The sequence below is a fragment of the Marinomonas sp. genome (assembly GCF_965225885.1).
GTDB lineage: Bacteria > Pseudomonadota > Gammaproteobacteria > Pseudomonadales > Marinomonadaceae > Marinomonas.
Window position 1 is genome coordinate 2,870,052 of the sequence record NZ_OZ245329.1, and the last position, 20,258, is coordinate 2,890,309.

The 20,258-nt window shown below is 42.8% G+C and carries 15 protein-coding genes; 1 reads left to right on the forward strand and 14 read right to left on the reverse strand.

What is annotated here, in order from left to right; all coding sequences use genetic code 11:
* Positions 1–28 precede the first annotated feature (28 nt).
* From ACO05V_RS13715 to ACO05V_RS13740, 6 genes are all read right to left on the reverse strand, one after another.
* Positions 29–5,290 carry a GLUG motif-containing protein gene (locus ACO05V_RS13715; RefSeq protein WP_421852388.1) on the reverse strand — a complete coding sequence of 1,754 codons (5,262 nt, stop codon included), beginning with the start codon at positions 5,288–5,290 and terminating at the stop codon, positions 29–31.
* Between the two features lie 101 nt (positions 5,291–5,391).
* On the reverse strand, positions 5,392–6,054 hold the full coding sequence (locus ACO05V_RS13720) for an invasion associated locus B family protein (RefSeq protein WP_421856969.1): 663 nt from the start codon (positions 6,052–6,054) through the stop codon (positions 5,392–5,394).
* A gap of 71 nt (positions 6,055–6,125) precedes the next feature.
* Positions 6,126–7,865 (reverse strand): ShlB/FhaC/HecB family hemolysin secretion/activation protein, encoded by a 1,740-nt coding sequence (locus ACO05V_RS13725; RefSeq protein ID WP_421852391.1) that lies wholly within the window; start codon positions 7,863–7,865, stop codon positions 6,126–6,128.
* Positions 7,866–7,913: 48 nt separating this feature from the next.
* Entirely contained in the window at positions 7,914–8,303 is a 390-nt protein-coding gene (locus tag ACO05V_RS13730; protein WP_421852394.1) for a hypothetical protein, read from the reverse strand.
* Positions 8,304–9,318: 1,015 nt separating this feature from the next.
* Positions 9,319–10,962, reverse strand: a complete 1,644-nt coding sequence (gene pgm, locus ACO05V_RS13735; protein ID WP_421852397.1) for a phosphoglucomutase (alpha-D-glucose-1,6-bisphosphate-dependent) — start codon at positions 10,960–10,962, stop codon at positions 9,319–9,321.
* Between the two features lie 143 nt (positions 10,963–11,105).
* Entirely contained in the window at positions 11,106–12,230 is a 1,125-nt protein-coding gene (locus tag ACO05V_RS13740; protein ID WP_421852400.1) for a beta-ketoacyl-ACP synthase III, read from the reverse strand.
* 279 nt (positions 12,231–12,509) lie between these two features.
* On the opposite strand from ACO05V_RS13740, the gene ACO05V_RS13745 reads away from it, so the two are divergent.
* Positions 12,510–13,655, forward strand: a complete 1,146-nt coding sequence (locus ACO05V_RS13745; RefSeq protein WP_421852403.1) for a patatin-like phospholipase family protein — start codon at positions 12,510–12,512, stop codon at positions 13,653–13,655.
* 3 nt (positions 13,656–13,658) lie between these two features.
* Here ACO05V_RS13745 and murI read toward each other — a convergent pair whose 3' ends face one another.
* From murI to ACO05V_RS13785, 8 genes are read right to left on the reverse strand one after another with little or no spacing between them, the layout of a single operon-like run.
* Positions 13,659–14,486, reverse strand: a complete 828-nt coding sequence (gene murI, locus ACO05V_RS13750; RefSeq protein ID WP_421852406.1) for a glutamate racemase — start codon at positions 14,484–14,486, stop codon at positions 13,659–13,661.
* A complete protein-coding gene (gene murB / locus ACO05V_RS13755) occupies positions 14,483–15,556 on the reverse strand; it encodes a UDP-N-acetylmuramate dehydrogenase (protein ID WP_421852409.1) in 1,074 nt (357 codons plus the stop codon). The genes murI and murB overlap by 4 nt, the downstream gene beginning before the upstream one ends.
* 8 nt (positions 15,557–15,564) lie before the next feature.
* On the reverse strand, positions 15,565–16,041 hold the full coding sequence (locus tag ACO05V_RS13760) for a low molecular weight protein-tyrosine-phosphatase (RefSeq protein WP_421852412.1): 477 nt from the start codon (positions 16,039–16,041) through the stop codon (positions 15,565–15,567).
* Entirely contained in the window at positions 16,038–16,235 is a 198-nt protein-coding gene (locus ACO05V_RS13765) for a Trm112 family protein (RefSeq protein ID WP_012069854.1), read from the reverse strand. Before ACO05V_RS13765 ends, ACO05V_RS13760 begins: the two co-directional genes overlap by 4 nt.
* The gene (gene lpxK, locus ACO05V_RS13770) at positions 16,228–17,265 is read right to left on the reverse strand and encodes a tetraacyldisaccharide 4'-kinase (RefSeq protein ID WP_421852415.1); all 1,038 of its coding nucleotides are present in this window, start codon (positions 17,263–17,265) and stop codon (positions 16,228–16,230) included. The genes ACO05V_RS13765 and lpxK overlap by 8 nt, the downstream gene beginning before the upstream one ends.
* The gene (locus ACO05V_RS13775) at positions 17,262–17,684 is read right to left on the reverse strand and encodes an ExbD/TolR family protein (RefSeq protein ID WP_421852418.1); all 423 of its coding nucleotides are present in this window, start codon (positions 17,682–17,684) and stop codon (positions 17,262–17,264) included. The genes lpxK and ACO05V_RS13775 overlap by 4 nt, the downstream gene beginning before the upstream one ends.
* Complete coding sequence (locus tag ACO05V_RS13780; RefSeq protein ID WP_421852421.1) at positions 17,681–18,307, reverse strand: MotA/TolQ/ExbB proton channel family protein; 627 nt, start codon at positions 18,305–18,307, stop codon at positions 17,681–17,683. Before ACO05V_RS13780 ends, ACO05V_RS13775 begins: the two co-directional genes overlap by 4 nt.
* 13 nt (positions 18,308–18,320) lie before the next feature.
* Complete coding sequence (locus ACO05V_RS13785; RefSeq protein WP_421852424.1) at positions 18,321–20,255, reverse strand: ComEC/Rec2 family competence protein; 1,935 nt, start codon at positions 20,253–20,255, stop codon at positions 18,321–18,323.
* Positions 20,256–20,258 lie beyond the last annotated feature (3 nt).

Sequence of the window (20,258 nt, forward strand, 5' to 3'; positions counted from 1 at the left end):
GGAGCCGAAAATCAAAAGGCAATAAATTTTAAATAGACTCTTGTTGTAATTGCTTTTTCTTACCTTTCTTCCGTCGCCAAACCAAACCTAGAAGAAGCAAAGCTATGCCAGCTAAGGAACCAGCAAAAGCGATCTTACGTCGCCAAGCTAAGCCTAGAAGAAGCAGCCCCATACCCGCCACACTGCTGCTTAAGAAACCAGCAAATCCTATGTTGAGTAAGCTTTCCTTAACCGCAGGATTTCGAGCGTTATCATCAGTAGAATTAATACCAGCCTGCGCTAGCACTGGAATGGTATCTAAAGGAACGGACAACTCATCAGAGCGGTTCGAATCGATGTTTATTGGCTTAATCGCTTCAATGGATTCTATCGAAGGTGATGAGATCGCCACTGGTAATGCTGCGACTGAAGCAAGGCCCTGCTGTGTAGGATTCGTTTTTCCAACAGTGTTCGTTGATATCGGTAGCGCCTTATTTACGGTAGGTTCAATGATGCTTATCGAAGCATCTTCAATAGGGCTTTCAGAGATCGCAAAAACAGGAATTTCTACACTGGTTTGGACATCTGAAACAACAGAATTATTTGGAATAACTGGCGTATCCACAAAGACAATAGTATTCACTACCGAGTTTTTAGGACTATTCGTAACACTGAAATCCGCCGCGCCATTATCGCCAATAAAGGGACTGCCGTCGTAAGACTTCACACCCAGATTGCTAGCAGAACTAACAACTATATCCTTAGTGTTGGTGTCTAAATCCTTGGGGGCTGTGTCTATGTTCTTGGGGAATGTATCTAGATTGTCAGGACTTACATCAGCAGAAACAATTTCTAGCTCACCTGTTTGGTAAGTAATCGCGTAGTTTTTCGAGGTCACGCCAGACGCATTGATGACATAGTCGCCCGCGTCTTTGGCACCTTGAGAGGAGCCTTGGTAAGCCAAATTAGTCAGGCTGACAGCTGAACTGTCATCGCCCGTGACAAAACCTGCGTAAGACACGCCATTCCCACCGGAATAAGCCACCCCATCGTAAGTTTTGCTGTCGTCATTGGCACGAATGGTTAAGTCCGCTTGATCGACCTTTAATTCACCAGCTTGATAGGTAATCGCGTAGTTTTTCGAAGTCACGCCAGACGCATTGATGACATAGTCGCCAGCGTCTTTGGCACCTTGAGAGGAACCTTGGTACGTCAAACCTGTCAGGTTAACGGCTGAGCTGTCCTCACCAGTGACAAAACCCGCGTAAGACACGCCATTCCCACCGGAATAAGCCACGCCATCGTAGGTTTTGCTGTCGTCCTTGGCTGTAATCGTTAAGTCAGCTTTATCAATGGTTAAAGAGCCAGACTTTATCGCTATATCGTATCCCTGCTGTGAAGAATACCAGTCACCATTCATGCTGATATTTGAGTCACTGTAAGTGCCCACATCAGCATTCTTCGCTGTATATCCAAATTCCGTTGTCTTTTCTTTTATAAGCGCTGTATCAACATCAGAATGACTGTATTTCAAATCGCCTAATCCACTAAAGCTGGTATTACCATCATAAGTTTTGCTGACATCGCCGCCACTAATGGTCAATTGCGTCATAAAACTGCGCAATAAGGGCGCGGTATAACCATCGTAAATGCGCCAAATTGCGCCTGTTCCAGCCTGATTATCTATATCCCAGTCAGCGAAAGTCGAGATATCCATCATCTGGGCTGTTGTCAATCCATTGCTATTATCGCTACCAGCAGAACTGTTTTGTCCCGTGACCTCTTTATTCCAAAAAGAGTTCGAGATAGTACCGCTCATATAGTTACCGACTAATCCACCGACTCCTCCAAAATCACTATTGCTTATTGATCCGGACGCGTAAGAATGCTTGATTTCCCCACCCGCACTTATCCCAACCAAACCGCCCGTATGATTTGGCTCTGCGGTGCCCGCAAATACGACAAATTCATCTATATACGTCCTGGCAGTAGCATTGGAATAGCTGTTTTCAATTATTAAATCACTAATCCCTACTAAGCCACCTACAGCAGCACGTCCCTCTACAATCCCTGAAGAATAAGACCCTGTAATTGTGCTGTCGTACCCTTGACCAACTAAGCCACCTACAAAAGATCGTCGACCTTCTGCAGAGACTTTTCCTGCGAAATAACTACTCTCAATGATACCGCCTTCAAGTAGACCGATTAACCCACCTGTATCGGACATAATAGCCCGTGCCCTAACCTCTCCAGTGTTATAGACATTGCTGATGGTTCCACTACTTCCTCCTGCTAAACCACCCACCTCATATGAGTCATAGCCCCCGATAATAAGGCCATCTTCAAGACCGAGGTTACGAACCGTACCTTGCGTACCGATGTAGCCAAACAACCCAACATTTTCTCTGACAGACTCATTAATCGTCAAACCAGAGACAAGATGATCCCCACCGTTTAACGTTCCAATAAAATGGTTATTCTTGTCTCCTAGCGGCACAAAGCCAGACTGAGACCAGATGCTCCCAGCGCTTGGTTCTTTTGTATTGGCGGCATCTACATCATGAATCAGTTTATAATTGCCATTAAGGTTCGTGCCAATTAACGCCAGTTGATGGAGATTGGAAATAGTCACAACGCCATCGGCGTTAGGAGTCGGGGCTTCTGAGCGTAAAATGGGGCGCATGTCGCCACTTTGATACCAAACGTTATCAAAATCCCAACCCGTATAATTTGCCTGATTACGAGCTTCCATCGAGCTTAAACCTATAAGTCCGGAATCGTCGCCAATTGCGACACCAAGAGTTTGCTGTGTTGTATCTATATCCCAAAAGGAGTTTATAATTTTTTTGGTACCGCTTATTTCTCCTATTAGCCCTCCAACCCGAGAGCCAATTCCAACGACATGACCAGACGCATAACTATTACTTATGGAAGTCTCTATTAAACGACCAGCTAACCCTCCAACTGCACCATCACCCCCACTTACATTGCCTGTAGCATAAGCATTGTTTATTTTTGCTTGTCCAGTAGTGATCCCAATCAAACCGCCAACCAAATTCGTACCAGCAACGTCACCCAATGCGTGGACATCAGTAAGTGTTGTGCCCGTCGCATACGCTATTAAGCCCCCTGAAATAGCACCTATCGAAGTCACTTTGGCATCCGTGTAAACATTGTCAAGCACACTAAAATCATCCATACCCAATAGGCCCGCAACTGTATTTTGTGCCTTTACAGCCCCCGTAAAATAGACATTATTTATGCTAGTAGATCTGGCGTATCCAGCAAGCCCTCCAACTTGCTGCTTACCCGTTACGCTACTATCTACAACGCCAAGATTACGAATGGTTGCGAAGTTAATATTGCCAAACAACCCCACCATATCTGTATTGGGGCGATTAATATAAAGATTAGATATTTCTTGGTGATCACCATCCAACGTGCCGGAAAAGTTGGTTATTGGCGCAAAACCCGCACCATTATTCCAATTAAGTGTATCAGTCGCATCAATATCTCTACCCAAGGCATACACTCCCCTCAGGTTGGTTGCCATTGCTTGCAGGTTGTCTAATGTATTGACCAACATGTAGGCAGTGCCCGTAGTGCCCGCGCCCATATTTCCCGCATAGCTAATGGCTGAATTATAATCATCTGGGTTGTAATAAATCGAAACGCCACCTGATGCTGTCGCTTGCGCACCTGCACCAAAAGCGACAACGCCAGCTCCTATGCCTGAATTATCCGCTCGTAAGATGATGTTTGAGTCTGTACCGCCAGTAAGATTGGCATTGACGTTAATATCGCGATACGCTGACAAGGTAAGTGTGGAGCCACTGTTCCAAGTCACGTTATTGGCCACGGTGATGTCGCCAGCTTGCGCGCCCTCTGAATCAGATGCACCTGTGGTAATCATGACGTTGGCGCTGTTTAAGGCATTTTGTAAGGTGGTGACGTTAATAACACTGTCGTCGCCAGTGGCAGCAAAGCCGGAGGCATTTTGATCCGCCCCATTGGAAATGGTGATATTGTAAGGGTCAAGTAAAAGCGTACCAAAACCGCCTTCGCCCTCAAGGTTTGCCTTACCATGGTAAGACAAGGTCGCTTTACCTGACACTTCCGCATCGCCGCCCTTACCCGTTTTACCAGCACCACGAGCGCTAATTAAGCCGTCAAACGTGGTCAATTTATCAGACCAAATAATGACCTCGCCCCCATCGCCTTGTTGCGTGGCATCAGCACGAATCACGCTATTTTCATCAATGTGGTTAGTGTCGGCACGCTGCGTGTCACCTTTGCCTTGGTAATCACCGCCAATCTTGATATGACCACCACCTGCGGCACTGGAAGCGTCCACAGTAGCGTCTTTCAGGTTAATGGTTTTACCTGTTACCGTGATATCGCCACCTTGGCCATCATCAGACGTGGCGATGATTTGTGCCGATATATCGACCTGCCCGCCGTCACCGCCACCAATGACAATCGCGCCGTTCTCACCAGAAATACTTTTTGCCTCGACAACCCCAGATAAATTGATGGCGTGACGCGCCGCTTCCCTTGCAGATGCCGCCGAAATCAACACCATGCCGCCATCAGCAGAAATTGTGCCCTGCTGTTCAATTAAAGCGCCGTTGCCCTCAGCCCCGTGCTCAGTCGGCATTGCAATTTGCAAAAAGCCATCCCCAGAGAAATCCAAGGTAGCTTGTTCACCCGACCCTAAACCGACCTTGCCCAGAGGGGCAGCGATCAGACCATTATTTTTGATAGTACCGCCGATGAGAGCCGCGAAACCGCCACGGCCTACAGTGATAACACCCTCATTACGAATCGCGGCCGAAGCGCCATCCCCTAAGAAGCGAAAATTATCCGTCAAAAAGTCTTGGTCGGTCATATCCAATGTGGACCCCACAAACCCACCGCCGACATTAATCGTTCCGCTAGGGGTAATGGCGATACCATTGGGGTTAATAAGAAAGACTTGTCCATTGGCATTAATCGAACCAGCGATAGTCGAAGTCATTGATCCTGTCACACGGTTCAAAATAGCCGACGAACTATTAGGCTGTAGGAAATTAACGGTGGCGTCTTTGCCGACAGAAAAACTGTCCCAATTAACAATGGCTTTGTCTGAATGTTGCGTCACTGTCGTAACATTTTCAGATGAGCCAATGGAAACATTCCCCGCCGCCACAGAAGCGGATGCTGGCAAATGGTCATTTGCAAAAACTGGTTGCATTGTAAAGGTAAAAATTAGAAATTTAGCAATAGAGTTACTAACTCCAATAGGCAACATTTCATTTCGATTTGATGGCATTTATATCTCCAAGCAACAGCTTTGTTGAACGCGTAATTCTTACAATTGACTTTCGCTTCTTATTGAATCCACTAAGTAGCACCTATGGGCCAATGGTTGTTTTAGTGTTTTGCGCTTAGTGCCTTCATGGCTTGATTAAAGCCAACCCAAGAAATTGGAATGCCTTGCATTATTCCACCGGCATCCATAAACCGAATTTGACCTTTTATTTCAGTATCAGTAGCTGCACTCAATTTTTCATTAAATTTAGCTACTGCAATACAACCAGCGGGCAAACAACGCACAAGATTTAAGTCAAGCCCAGCTTTCTCTTCAGCATCGGCTTTTCCGTCAGCAGAAACATGCACACGCCCTGGAATGCTCACATTGATAGGTAAAACTGCCGTGACAGTAAACTCTTTAGAATCCGTAACTAGGCCAATTGCTAATTGCATTAATGGTCGAGATTGACCTTGCATCTGAGCCGATTGAACAATTTCACAATTACTCTGTGATTTCTTTGTCTCAGTAGGCATCCGAACACAATGCAAAACCCAGTTTCCGTAGGTTGCCGTGGTGCTAAGTGGCTCATCTGTTATTGTTTTGCTGGTTACGTGAAGATTCTGATTGGGGACGGTTTTCTGAGCGTAGCCATTCAATGAAAGGTTCTGATTCGTGACAGTCGCTGCTTTCACAAACATAGAAATAAGCGCAAAACCTGTAATTGTTAATGCTTTGCTAAATAAAATGGTGTTGTTAAATTTTTTCTTCATAGTTTTATTCACTATTTTCAAATAAAGTTTATAAACCTCAAAATTCACATTTCAAGGTTATAGGTCATTGATTTAAAAGGTAATTAGAAACGTGCATACCAGCGAAAATTAAATCGCCCATCTGTAGGGCCGTCGCTTCGATTTCCATGGGCGTACTCTAAAGCTAATGAGCTATTGAAAGCTGAATCAGCCTTGGAGTCCCCTATCCTTAGTCCTATGCCGAATGCTTTTGCATTGGTGTATTTGTCTTCTGCAGCGGTGGGTTTTTCGATTGATGCAGCACCCGCTGCGCCATAAACATAAGGAACGATGTTAGAAGCAAGGCCAGGGAGAGAAAGCGTTTCAGGCAACAATAGAGGCAAACTTAATTCACCACGTACCACGGCTCCCGAATCCCCCATCAAGACTCCACCTTCAAATGCGGAAATCCAGTCAAAGCCACCTAGAGAGAATTCTTCTGAAGAGATCAAAGTGTCACCCATTGATGTTTGGGCCTTACCTGATAAGGACAGTTGCAAACGGGTATTTTTAAAACCTTGTTGATAGTTAGCACTAATCGCCAATTTTTTAAATTCAGGTTCAGCGCCATCCCGAGACATTTTTAAAGCACTTGTTGGGCTGCGTGCACCAATACCATCGACGCCAAAAGACGCAGTTATTTCTCCCGATAGAAATCCGTTCGAATGCGTATACATATCAACATTTTGCGTAAGGCGAAGAATGCTCACCTTGTCTTGCTTCCAGTTTTCTCGGACTCCCTGAAGATCGAGACTTAATTTTTCATCAATAAGGTCTAGACCTAGTACTGAGCTAGTATTTAGATTACGACTACGAACCCAGTGATACCCCAGCTTCGTTGAAAAACGCTGATAATCATCAGGCACGGTATATCCGACATCGGTGGTTGGATGAGTTTGGCTACTTACAACTTCCGCATTCATCCAAGCACCATCTATTGAGAGTGGTAAATTAAAGCCTGCAACAATTTGCCTGTTGCGAGGGGCGCCACTAAAAACACTATTTTCTGTCCCAAAGTAACCACCTAGCTGAAAGTAACCCGCCTCACCTAAACCAAGCGTATTATTAAAATTAGCACCTACACTGGCTCCATAATTCCCAACACCATCGCTAAGGCTATTATTAACTGAAGCTGTTAATGACACGGGATCGTATCGACCATCAACAATGATCATAGTCGCGCCCGGTTTATCTCCGGCTTTGAGTGTTGATCTCAATGAAACGCCCGGTATATCACCAGCTAGCAGCAAGCGTCGTTCGAGTTCACGTTTCAATAAAATCATCTTACCGACCAGCGGTTGTAAAACGGCTTCAATGCGCTGTTTTGTCACACCGTAAAAGGCTGAAGCATCAATACTTTCAACAAAACCATTTGTCACAACCAGCCGAAGAGGAAGACCATCCTTGATTGTTTGAGGGGGAAGTGAGACGCGTGCTAAAACGTAGCCAGCCTGAACATAAGCCGACTCTAGTTTTTGGGCCGCTTCAAAAAGCTCAACGCCAGAAATTTGCTTGTTTTTGATCCCAGCTTCGATTTTATCTGTTTGTTCCTCAACCCCTTTTAGCTGTCCTTCGATAACTAACCCAGATGGTGTGACCTTCAAATTTTCCGCACCTTTAGGAACAGAAAGTGTCGACAAAGCGGGGAACTCGAACCCGCCTGGGACTTGACGTATGACATCCGGGGCATAACTTGGTTGAGTTAGTTGCCCTGCCGTTTCAGAAAAAGCAAATGACGACATAAAACCAAGCACTCCAGACAAAGCAAGAGCGGGAGCGAAATGACAATATTTATTAGGCTTCATTACTAAAAATCTCATCTTTAACTATTAATACAAGTCATCAATCTAATTTTATGACTGTGTGGTCGATTCTTTTATTCTTCTTTTTTTCCAGCTTATGGTTAGCCAACGGAGTATCCAAATCAGAGCTAGCCCTGAACTTACAGAACCGTAAGAAGTGAGTTTTTCGGCACCACCAACAGGTTCAGCATTTAAGCTTTTAACTATTTCACCTGTGTGCAGAGCATCAGTATTTAAAGGTAATTTCTTTGAAAAAACCTTATCTGCACTATTGTGTTCAGTCAGACCATCAGCCTTTATATCTGCACCTACTGATGCGACATTCTTTTGCTGGTCGGTTGCCCACACTGGTGAGACCAAAAATATAAAGATGACCATAAAAAAAACTGTTTTTATTAGCCTAATGTCCGGTCTAAAACCTCTAAACCATAAAAATTTCATTACCCTCTCCATAGAAAAAAATACATAACTTGGATACCCGCCTTGTAATAGGCAGGCACACCAAAAGACCCAAGGGGAATAAAAAACATAGAAAAGAATGTGGATGATTTAAGCAGGTAACACTAAAAAGCAGATGATATAAACAAGATGTCAATAATGTATTCGTGTAACAGAGCAATACACCGTTAACCAATTAGTAGAGATAACAAATACTCCACATTCATAAAGTTTAGTATCCGTCCCAGGTTTTCACCTCAAGAAACAAACACTAAACACATCATGGATAATCAAAAACTTTCTCCTTGCTTACATGTAAAAAGACCATCCATGATCTAACATTAATCTTTATCAGTCTTTTTCCTTAAAAAGACCGATACTTGAATTGAATCAAGCCACCTCAACTACACCCCTGAAAGTGATGCTCAAAATTCTTGCATTACCTTTCAACAAGCCAGTTACTTCCAAAAAATTACAAAAAAACACCTAAAATCTATTGTAGAAAAATAAATTAAAACTTCTTTTTTTTACACCAATACAAATTATCGGTAAAACTTCATTTAAATCCGTTAGTTAGGAATTATTTAGGGGGCGGGAATTTAGCACAAAAAAACAACACTAACTATTACAAAAGTTACTTAAAATTACCTAAATCGTCTTAATGCTTACAATATTCATTTTTTTTGCTAATTTAAAACTTCATTTGTCGTAAAATTACAAGCTTTAATTGAGTTAACCTGTCAGCATACCGATTACTCACTTTGAGAGAAAAAGACGCCAGAAAACAACACAATCTCTTGTCTGTGGACATAAAAGAAAGGCGATTAAATAAGAAAATATGAGGCACTGATGGCGGGAAAAGTCTAATAATTAAAGAATTAACTTTCTTGTAAATTCCTTGCTAAAGAAAGGCACGTAAAACATAGTCGCAGAACTTGAAACAAAAAAAATGCCGCTTGTTTTTATAAAAAACAAGCGGCATTTTTCACTACACATATTTTGTAAGTAGAGTCGAGTACTAGCCACCAAGTACACTATCTACTAAGGATTTCGCCTCGCTTTCAAGCTCCGCAAGATGTGCTTCTGAAACAAAACTCTCTAAATAGATCTTATAGACGTTTTCAGTGCCGGACGGCCTAGCGGCAAACCAACCATTTTCAGTAGACACTTTCAAACCACCAATAGCAGCGTCATTGCCGGGAGCGTGTGTTAATACCGAAGTAATGGCTTCACCAGCTAATTCGGTTTGCATTACATCTTTGGCGTCCAAAGCTCCTAGCAAAGCTTTTTGGGCTGATGATGCAGCAACATCAATACGTTTATAGAAAGGTTTACCATATTTAGCCACTTGCGCTTCATAAAGCGTTTGCGGATCTTTGCCTGTTACTGCTAAGATCTCAGCGGCAAGCAGCGCCATGATGAATCCATCTTTATCGGTCGTCCAAACGCTTGCATCTTTACGAAGGAAGGACGCTCCAGCGCTCTCTTCTCCACCAAATGCCATAGTGCCTTCGTATAAACCTTCTACATACCATTTGAAGCCAACGGGCACTTCGCAAAGCTTACGGCCAAGTCCAGCTACTACGCGATCAATCATGCCACTGGAAACTAGCGTTTTGCCAAATTGAATATCTTGCGGCCATTGTTTGCGATGTTGTGATAAATACTCAATTGCCACCGCTAAATATGCATTTGGATTCATCAATCCAAAGCCTGCACACACAATACCGTGTCGGTCGTAATCTGGATCATTACCTACCGCGATATCGAAGTCATCTTTCAGCTTTAACAGTCCTTGCATGGAATAAGGCGAAGAACAATCCATACGAATACGGCCGTCTTTATCTCTTGGTACAAAGCGGAAAGTCGGATCCACTTCTTTATTCACGACGGTAATATCTAAACCATATTTTTTCGCTATCGGCTCCCAGTATTGAATGCCTGAGCCACCCATTGGATCCACACCAATACGAATTTTCTTATCCGCAATGGCTTTCATATCGATGACATTTTCAAGGTCATTAACGTAATGATTGATGTAGTCAAAAGGTTCAATTAAGCCGCTGGCTTCTACTTCTTCGAGAGAAAAACGTTTTACGCCTTGAAGGTTATTTTCTAGTAGAGCATTTGCTCTTTTCGCCACCCAATCCGTTATGTCTTTGTCTGCTGGACCGCCTTTACTTGAATTGTATTTGATACCGCCATCTTCTGGTGGATTATGGGAAGGCGTAATGACAATACCATCGCTGGTGTCTGATTGTGTTTTGTTGTGGGTTAATACGGCATGGGAAATAACTGGTGTTGGTGTGTAACCGCCATTCAATTGTACACGCACCCGTACGCCATTAGCTGTGAGCACGCTCATTGTAGTTTGAAAAGCCGCTTCAGATAAGGCATGCGTATCTTTGCCCAAGTACAACGGACCAAATATATTTTGTGATTGGCGGTATTCAGCAATAGCTTGAACAATGGCTAAGATATGATTTTCATTAAAACCGGTTAATAAGGCACTGCCACGATGTCCGGATGTACCGAAACTGACACGTTCATCTGGATGTGTTGTAACACAAGGCTTTTTTAAGTAATAAGCCGACATAAGTTCTGGTAGGTTCACAAGTAATTCGTGAGAAGCAAGCTGCCCTGCTTGAGGATGAATTGCCATATTTTAATCGCCCTATTAAGTCATTGAAACCGATGCAATTAGTCTCCCTTATAATCACATCGGTTTCAATGACTTAACTTGGCTATTACTTAACTTAGACAATTTATTTCGCTTTGAAAAGAATAAGCAATTAGATGCTTAGGTTAGCGTTTACGAAGGATCAAACTGCCTATTGAGTAGCCCGCACCAAAGGAACAAATCACGCCAATATCATCCGTTTTTAAGTCTTCATGATATTTAGCAAAAGCAATAATAGACCCAGCCGAAGCCGTATTAGCGTATTCATCAAGTACCACTGGCGCCTCTTCAAGCGTGGCGTCTCGGCCGAGCAGTCGCTTGCTAATCAACAAGTTCATATTGATATTGGCTTGGTGCAGCCACCAGCGTTTTAGTTCTGACACTTGAATACCTTGGCTCTTCAAATGGCCTTCAATATGGTCCGCCGCCATGGGGCAAACTTCTTTAAAAACTTTTCGACCGTTCTGATGAAATAGCATATCTGCTGAATAAGGATCTTCATCGGTAACCCGGGTCGTATAACCAAAGTTAGAACGAATATTATTTGAATACGAGGTAATGCATTTACTACTTAGCACATCAAACGAATGCGCTGACTGACAGGTTTCACTGCTCTCAACCACCACAGCGGTTGCTACATCGCCAAAGATAAAGTGTGAATCTCGATCCATATAATTAACTTGTGGAGATGTCAGTTCAGGGTTAATCACCAACACACCTTTTGACGAACCCGCTTTTATTGCATCAACGGCGCGCTGCAGACCAAAAGTAGCGGCCGAGCAGGCAACCAGCATATCAAAACCAAAACCCTCGATCTTTAAGGCTGCTTGTACTTCAATCGCAATCGCTGGATATGAGCGTTGCGTATAAGCACAGGACACAATTACCATATCTATGTCGCTGGTTTTTTTATTCGCTGCATTTAGCGCTTTTTGTGCTGCAGCGATAGCCATTTCAGCTTGATGGGAAACTTGCTCATCGCTTCGCACTTCAAGTATTGGACGCATGCGATTGATGTCTAATGCGCCTTCTTTTGAGTAAATATAGCGGCTTTTTATACCGGATGCTTTTTCGATGAATGCTGCGCTAGAAAGAGGTTTCGCTACTATTTCTCCTTTCTCAATCGCATCAGAGTTTTTGGCATTAAATTGTTCAGCCCAAGCGTTATAACTGTCTACCAGTTCTTCATTACTAATACTGTGCGCGGGAGTCCAAAGACCAACACCGCTAATGACGACAGAAGAATTCATGGCGTTATCCTTTTTCTTATTATTCAAAAAGTTTTCATTTATCTTTATGCATCTATTTGTCTAAAGAGTATAGATGGGATTGTGGAATAGATTGCTTAGACAGTCCACAATTAGTAATAACAAATGCACTGTATTATTCAAAAAACTTATATCGTCAGGTGGCACAATTCTCTGTGCCACGCCATACTTCATAAAAGCGAGTGATTGTTTTAATAGAAGAAAGCTGTATTTTGTGAGATACATTGACTGCTTGAACAGATTCAGACTAGGCGAGCCTTTATGACAAATAACAATGCATTAATCTTATCTGGTGGCGGTGCTCGTGCGGCTTATCAGGTGGGTGTTTTATCTGCAATGGGAAAGATGCGACCTAAACATACGCCTCTTCCCTTCCCCATATTATGTGGCACATCAGCTGGTGCATTGAATGCCACCATGCTCGCGTCCCATGCAGATAATTTCTCCAAAGCTGTTTCATCTTTGGCTTTTGTTTGGCGCCATTTAACACCAGACCAAATATACACAGTTGGCCGCTGGCCGGTTGCCAGTTCACTGACAAAAACTCTGCTCTCGCTTTTTCATCTGCATAATCATGATGAGTCCATTGCATTGATGGACAACACGCCTTTAAAACAACTGCTTACAAATCATTTGGATTTTTCAAGAATAAACACTGCGATTGATAAGCATCAACTGAAAGCTTTGGCTATTACCGCGATGAGTTACAGCACCGGGGAATCCACCACTTTTTTTCAAGGAACGCCTGATCTACAGGCATGGCAAGGAAATCGACGAAAAGGTGTGGCGGCAAATTTAGGTGTGGATCATCTGTTAGCATCTAGCGCTATTCCGACTATATTTCCAGCCCATAAAATCCATAATCACTATTATGGCGATGGCGCCATAAGACAAAAATCAGCCATTTATCCGGCTCTTAAACTAGGTGCGGATAAGCTATTTATTATTGGTGTGAGCGGCAACCGAAGCGCTAAAAAATGGGCGACGCAAGAAAAAGATGTTGATACTAGTGCACCAAGCATGGCGCAAATTCTTGGCCAGTTATTAAATAGTGCGTTCATCGACAATCTTGAGGATGATATCTATCAACTTGAAATTATGAACAGTCTTATTCGCGACCTTCCAAAAGACAAACAAGCCAACCATCAAAACCTTCCGACGGAGACGCTGATTATTTCTCCATCTGAAGAGCTGAATGAGATAGCACATCATTACATTGCCACTTTACCTAAAAACATTAGAATTCTGTTAAAAGCAGCAGGAGGTTCAACAAGGGAAAAAATCAGTTCTGCGGCGAGCTACTTACTCTTTACGCCGCAGTATTGTCGAGCATTAATGGAGTTGGGTTATCAAGATGCCATGTGGGAAAAGGATCGAATTATCGCTTTCCTTGAAAATAGCAATTAACCATTAAATTAAAACATGCCTACGGTCTTTGATTATGCCTGACGATATAACCCATGACGTAAGGCGCTGCATATTTTGCAATCCAAGAGAGCTGCAAAGTTCGATGCTGCCTTGATTTAGAGTGCTATCTTGATTTTTAGAAAGGATATCAAGCAACGGATTCATTTCATTAGGATAAGATTCTGTAAGACGGCGAATTAGCTGAGCAGTCACGCCTTCGCTTGGTTCTATGATCTCACACTCGTTACCTAAGGCTTTCTCAAATAAATGCTTCACCAAAGGGTAATGAGTACAAGCCAGAACTAATGTATCAATGTTTTGAGCAAGCATTTCTAGGCTTAATTGGTCAATCGTTTGCTTAACTTTGTCTTCTGTTTCTGGCCAGGCATCAATATCAAAAGCTAGTGTTGAACTGGACATGATAGAGACATGACTGTCCGCTTTCCAAAGATCAATCAATTGGTTTAGACGTGGGCTTTCTGAGGTCACAGGCGTTGCAAGTACTGCGACTCTGCGTTTTTTACTGAGTCGAAAAGCAGGCTTTACCGCAGGTTCAACACCAATAATAGGCAACGAAGTACTAGCTCGCAATGCATCAATGGCTGCGACAGTTGCCGTGTTACAAGCGACGACAATCGCACCAACTTTTTCATTTTCAAAAAATCGTCCGACCTTAACCAATCTATCTTGTAATTGAACAATGCTTTTACTGCCATATGGCGCAAAAGCATCGTCTGCTAAATACACCAAATCAAGATAAGGATGTTTTTGGTGTATGGCATTAAGGATAGTTAATCCCCCGGCTCCAGAATCCATCACGCCAACTTTCAACGTTGTGCCTCCATATCAAGAGGCAATCGAACGGGCTCTCGCTCTAATTGAACGCCATACCTTTCAAATACCGATTGCTTTATTTGAGCTTCCAGCTCTAGCAAAGCAGCGGCGTTAGTCTCTGAATGATTCACTAACACCAAAGCCTGTTTTTCATAGACTCCCACGCCCTTATATTGCTTACCTTTCCAGCCAGCTTGGTCAATTAACCATCCAGCAGCCAATTTGAAACCATCCTCAAACGGAAATGATACTAGGTTTGGAAAACGATCTTTTAACTCATCATGCTGAGCCTGACTAACAATCGGATTTTTAAAGAAACTACCTGAATTTGCCAGTACTGCAGGATCAGGTAGTTTTTCACTTCTAACGCGACATACAGTATTAAACACAGCTTGAAGGTTTGGCTTTCCTTCAATTCGTTCAGACAATCCGCCATAGCTTAATAAAAGCTCAGATTGTTTTTTCAATGACAATTCAACCGAGGTGATGAGTAACAAGTCTTTCCATTGAGCTTTGAAATAACTATCGCGATAGGCAAAGCCACAGTCTCTGCCATTTATCCAGTAAACATCACCCGTGTTTCTGTTGATGACTTGAACACGAGCCAAGACATCTTTTATTTCAACACCATATGCGCCAATATTTTGTACTGGTGCTGCGCCTATTGTTCCAGGAATTAAAGCGAGGTTTTCAATCCCGTACCACCTTTGAGCGACGGCGTATTCGACTACCTTATGCCAGTTTTCACCGGCAGCCACTGTCACGCTTACCAGATTGCCCGTGTGCTCTCTTGCATTAATACCAGTTAGTCGATTGATAATAACAAGACCAGATACATCGGCCGAGATAAGCAAGTTACTGCCACCTCCAATAATGGTGACTGTTTGGTGAAAATGCTTTGCCCAAGCCAGTAAGGCTTTTAATGATTCCAAAGTGTCTGCTATTGCAAAATATTCAGCAGAGTAATCAAAGCGAAAGGTGTTGTATGTGGCCAGAGAAACATTTTCTTGAATGGAGTTTTCAATGCGCTGCGCAAAAGCATCTTCGGTATTGAATCGCATTTTCATTGTCTGATTTAATCTTCTTGATGGGAATTAAGATGGTGCACAAATGCGTCGGAGATATTTGTAAGGTGCTTTCTCATCTCAGTAAAGCCTTCGTCGCCGCCATAATAAGGATCCACTACTTCTCCAAACGCAGCATGGTCATAAAACTCACCAAACATAACTAATGTCGCTTTGCTATTTTTAGGTTGAATTTTCTTAAGGTTAGACAGATTCTCTCTGTCCATCGCAAGAATCCAATCAAATTCATTAAAGTCGGCTTTAGTGACTTGGCGAGCTTGTTGATGACTGATGTCGATGCCAACCTGATGAAGCGCATTAATGGATCGTGAATCCGGTGGATTACCGATGTGATAAGCCGCCGTTCCCGCGGAATCAAGCTCTAAAAATACACCATGTTTACAGGCAATACTTTCTAAAATCCCTTGAGCTGCTGGTGATCGACAAATATTGCCCAAGCACACCGTAAGCACTTTATAAGATCTCATTTTGCCGAACCAGAATCTAAACGCTCATCGGCAGTTAACGTGCGTGCTTCTGTTTCCAATAAAACAGGAATGCCGTCACGAACGGGATACGCCATTCCACCTACTTTGCTAATCAATTCGGTTCCGTCTTTACTCAAAGTAAGAGAAGCTTTAGTAACAGGACAAACAAGGATATCAAGTAAAGTTTTATTCATGGGAATGATCCATTTTAATAAGGTTAAGTTTTGCTAAAAAAGCTTGCTGAAAGCTTGTTGGTAAATCCAAAGATACGGGTAAATACCAAACATTTGAATTCGATAAATCAAGAGATTGGCATTTTACTGCATCTTTCTCTGTCATCACTACTGCGCCATTTGAAGGCACGTCGTTTGCTTCAAATGAATGATGATCGGTAAACCATTGATGAGTGATGTTTTTCTTTTGTAATCCTAAACGCTCTAGCGTTGCCATAAAACGCTCAGGATTACCGATTCCTGCCATAATATGCCAGTTTGAATTACCTGCAAATGCCTCATGACAATCTAGACTCTTGGTTCCATCCAGTGACACTAATTTAGTGGGCACTAATGGTGCTAGTGTAATTGGTAGTTTTAAAGTTTCTAGGGACTTGGTCATATTCTCAGCAACGCTAACTATAAAATCGACTTCAGCGAGGCGCTCAACAGGTTCTCGCAAAGGACCGATGGGAAGCAAATGTCCGTTCCCGACGCAGCGTGTTGCATCCAGCATCGCAATTTCAATGTCTCTATTGAGTTGATAATGTTGCATGCCATCATCACTCACTACGATATTAACGTCTGTTGTACTGAGCAGAAACTTTACTGCTTCATCCCTTTTCGGAAAAACCACCATAGGACAAGCAGCCCGCCGCGCCAGCATCACAGGTTCATCGCCTACGTCTTTTGACAGGCTATCGGGATAAACACGAGTCGGCCTTTCAATTTTTGCACCATGTCCGCGAGACACGATACCAGGGCGATAGCCATTTTCAGCTAAAAGCCTACAAAGAGCGACAACCATTGGCGATTTTCCAGTGCCACCAACGCTAATATTACCGACAACAATCACAGGAACTGATGCTTTGTATGACAACTCAGGATGAGCTAAAAACTTGGCTCTTTTATTCAGAACCATATTTTTTATCAGAGGTTGAAGCGGGAAAAATATATTCGTCCAACCACAACGACCATACCAAGAACGTGTAAAGAATGACTCTACACTCACTGGGCGGGCTCTTTCTGTGCAGTGTGAGCCAGTTTTGTAATACCTAGACTTGCGGCCGCATCGTAGACTCTTAGCACCATGTCATAAGAGGCTTTTGCGTCTGCGGTAATAATGAGTGGTCGAGTGTAATCCCCTTCGCTCACTTCCTTTAAACCCTGAATCAAGGTACCAACTTTCTCATTAATAAGCGTCTGACCATTAATGACATATTGGCCATCTGCAGTAATCACCAATTCTACGTTCTTAGAACGATCTGAACTTGGCGCGTTTGACGTGGCGGTTGGCAAATCAATAGTTAATTCGGTGCTCTGATTGAATGTCGTACTGACCATAAAGAAAATAAGCAATAAAAAGACGACGTCAATCAGAGGCGTTATATTGATTTGAACGTCATCTATTTTCTGACGACGAAATTTCACTGTGCGACTCCTAGCTTGTCTCGATCACCATGTAATGAATCAATTAACTTTGTAGATTGTTGTTCCATGGTGACAACTAGTTCGTCGATTCTACGGCTAAAAAAACGGTGAAAAATTAACGCCGGAATAGCAACCCCCAAACCCGCAGCCGTTGTTAGTAAGGCTTCAGAAATCCCGCCAGCCAATAAAGCCGTATTACCTGCGCCACTTTCCATCAACACTGAGAAGACTTTAATCATACCAACAACAGTGCCCAGCAAGCCGAGCAATGGTGAAATTGCAGCAATCGTACCAAGGGTATTCATAAAGCGTTCTAATTCATGAATGACATGGCTCGCCGCTTCTTGAATACTTTCTTTCATGGCGCCGCGACCATGCTTTGAATTTAACAGTCCTGCAGCAAAAATAGACGCTAGACCCGTTTTAGCCTGCATTGAGCGAATATACTCAATGGTCATTCTGTCATCACGTAATCTTGCCATCACATCAGATAAAAGTCCCTTTGGCGCAACACCTGCTCTGCGAAGCGTCCAAAAACGCTCAATAATAATAGCCAGCGTAAGGATGGAACACGCCATTAACGGCCACATGAAAAAACCACCAGTTTGAATAAAGGCTAACACTTCGCTCTCCAATTTAAGTTTGCAGGTAATTTAACACACTCTCTAACTTTTCTACACGTTTGCAAGTGTCAGATTTTAAGAGAAAAAATGAATATATACAGGAAGAGTGACGCAATGAAATGCGGTTGTTTTGAAAATGAAAACCCAACGATTCGTCTATTGAAATCACAAGCCAATCTACATTGAGTGCATTCAGCATTTTCAGAGTTTGTTCTGGTGCCTCTTTTTTTAGCATTACCCACTCAATACCATGATCTAGAAGCATTTGTGGAGACAGGTCTTTTATCGCGCTGGGTGATAAAATGTAAGCGTTACGGCTATTCGCTTTCAAATAAGAACCGATCATTAATCGTGATAAATCAGTGCCAGCCCAAGAATCGGCTAACAAAATTTCATTTCGATTAGACAGAATCAATTTATTTTCTTTATTGGTCAGTGTTATGTCTGCATTTGGATCATTAAAAAACATGGAAGAAAATAAAATACACCAAATACTAAGCGCACTGACGATGCCTCGTTTTAATGGACTCTGATAGACCCAGAACCCAATCAATAACAACATTATTAATCGCGGAACACTCGATACAAATTGCTCAAAAAATAACAAAGGCAATTCAAAAACGATCCATTCGATTGAAGTCATCACATAATAAAGAAGGCTATCTAATAATTCGTAGCTATATGTCGATCCCATCACAAATGCCTCCAAGCTAGAAATCATTGCCCATGGGAACCATAAAAAGGCCGCGAATGGGATCAACAGAATATTCATTACAATAGAGGCGCTCGAAATGGCCTCCTGCCAGCCGAGTATTAATACCATTGAGGCTGTGCTGAGCATGAGTTGCACCGTAACCAATCGTGACAGTTTGGTTGATGTTTGACAGTAGCCAATTAACAAATACACCATACTAAAAGACAACCACAGCCCAGGACTGAGGACAGATCTAGGATTCAGCAAAAGCACCAGCCACAAAGCAAAAGTAATAATGCCGTAAGGTGAGATTTTCAGCGCCAACATACGACTAAATAAATAAACACTGAGCATAATAGATGCTCTTACAACAGGCTCACCCCAGTTTGTCACATAGGAATAAGCCAGTAACAAGGGCATCACAACGATGGCATCGCAATGCCAACGAGTGAGACCTGAAAGCATGACGTTGTTCGGTAACAATCGCCAAACAACCCGGCTTATCAAACATCCAATTGCGAACATAAAACCGGTATGCAGGCCGGAAACGACAAAAAGGTGAGCTAATCCTAGTGAACGAATTATCCACGTATCTCGTTCATTCCATAAATCATCTTGTCCTAGCAATAATGCTTTGGAAAAGCGCCACGAATTAAACTCCCCAAACATGGCATCAAGTTTAAAAAGTAGCTGATCACGCAAAGAAAATTGAATCAAGTCTATGTGAGTAAGGTCCTGGTCTGAGAATTGAATAGTGAGCTGAGCTGCTTGCTTTTTTACATAGAGCTGTTTTTGCCACCAAGGCCCGTTTTTATCTGGTAGCAGAATACGGGCTACTTCGCCTCGGAACGATGAAGTCGATTGGGCTTCGTGAATTGAAGCCGTGCTAGTCACATAGAGTGAGAAGTTATCTTGAGTTTGTCTTTGCCCTGCTTCCGAAAAATACACAATACTGACGGGTTGCGTTTCGGCAAAAATCCAATCATTTGAGAGCTGACCTTGCTCTAGAACAACATTCCGTTTAATAAAATCAACATAAACCACATTATCTATCTGTAATGGTAAAGAGGATGTCGGTAGAAACTCGCTAGAGATGACTGAAATAAAGGAGAGAAATGTCAAAAACAAAACTATTAAACGCTTTGACCATATTAAGTAGAGACACACAAGAATGATATGAGTAGAATACACCCACAAATAATCGCTCGGCACCAGTATGGCGCCCATCAATATGGACAAACTACTTAGTAACATAAG

Bases quoted from the DNA above. Each gene is read 5' to 3' on its own strand.
- ACO05V_RS13785 (WP_421852424.1), bottom strand. From the start codon at position 20,255: ATGTTACTAAGTAGTTTGTCCATATTGATGGGCGCCATACTGGTGCCG.
- ACO05V_RS13740 (WP_421852400.1), bottom strand. From the start codon at position 12,230: ATGAATTCTTCTGTCGTCATTAGCGGTGTTGGTCTTTGGACTCCCGCG.
- ACO05V_RS13760 (WP_421852412.1), bottom strand. From the start codon at position 16,041: ATGAGATCTTATAAAGTGCTTACGGTGTGCTTGGGCAATATTTGTCGA.
- pgm (WP_421852397.1), bottom strand. From the start codon at position 10,962: ATGGCAATTCATCCTCAAGCAGGGCAGCTTGCTTCTCACGAATTACTT.
- ACO05V_RS13730 (WP_421852394.1), bottom strand. From the start codon at position 8,303: ATGAAATTTTTATGGTTTAGAGGTTTTAGACCGGACATTAGGCTAATA.
- ACO05V_RS13715 (WP_421852388.1), bottom strand. From the start codon at position 5,290: ATGCCATCAAATCGAAATGAAATGTTGCCTATTGGAGTTAGTAACTCT.
- ACO05V_RS13745 (WP_421852403.1), top strand. From the start codon at position 12,510: ATGACAAATAACAATGCATTAATCTTATCTGGTGGCGGTGCTCGTGCG.
- ACO05V_RS13725 (WP_421852391.1), bottom strand. From the start codon at position 7,865: ATGAAGCCTAATAAATATTGTCATTTCGCTCCCGCTCTTGCTTTGTCT.
- ACO05V_RS13765 (WP_012069854.1), bottom strand. From the start codon at position 16,235: ATGAATAAAACTTTACTTGATATCCTTGTTTGTCCTGTTACTAAAGCT.
- murB (WP_421852409.1), bottom strand. From the start codon at position 15,556: ATGAAAATGCGATTCAATACCGAAGATGCTTTTGCGCAGCGCATTGAA.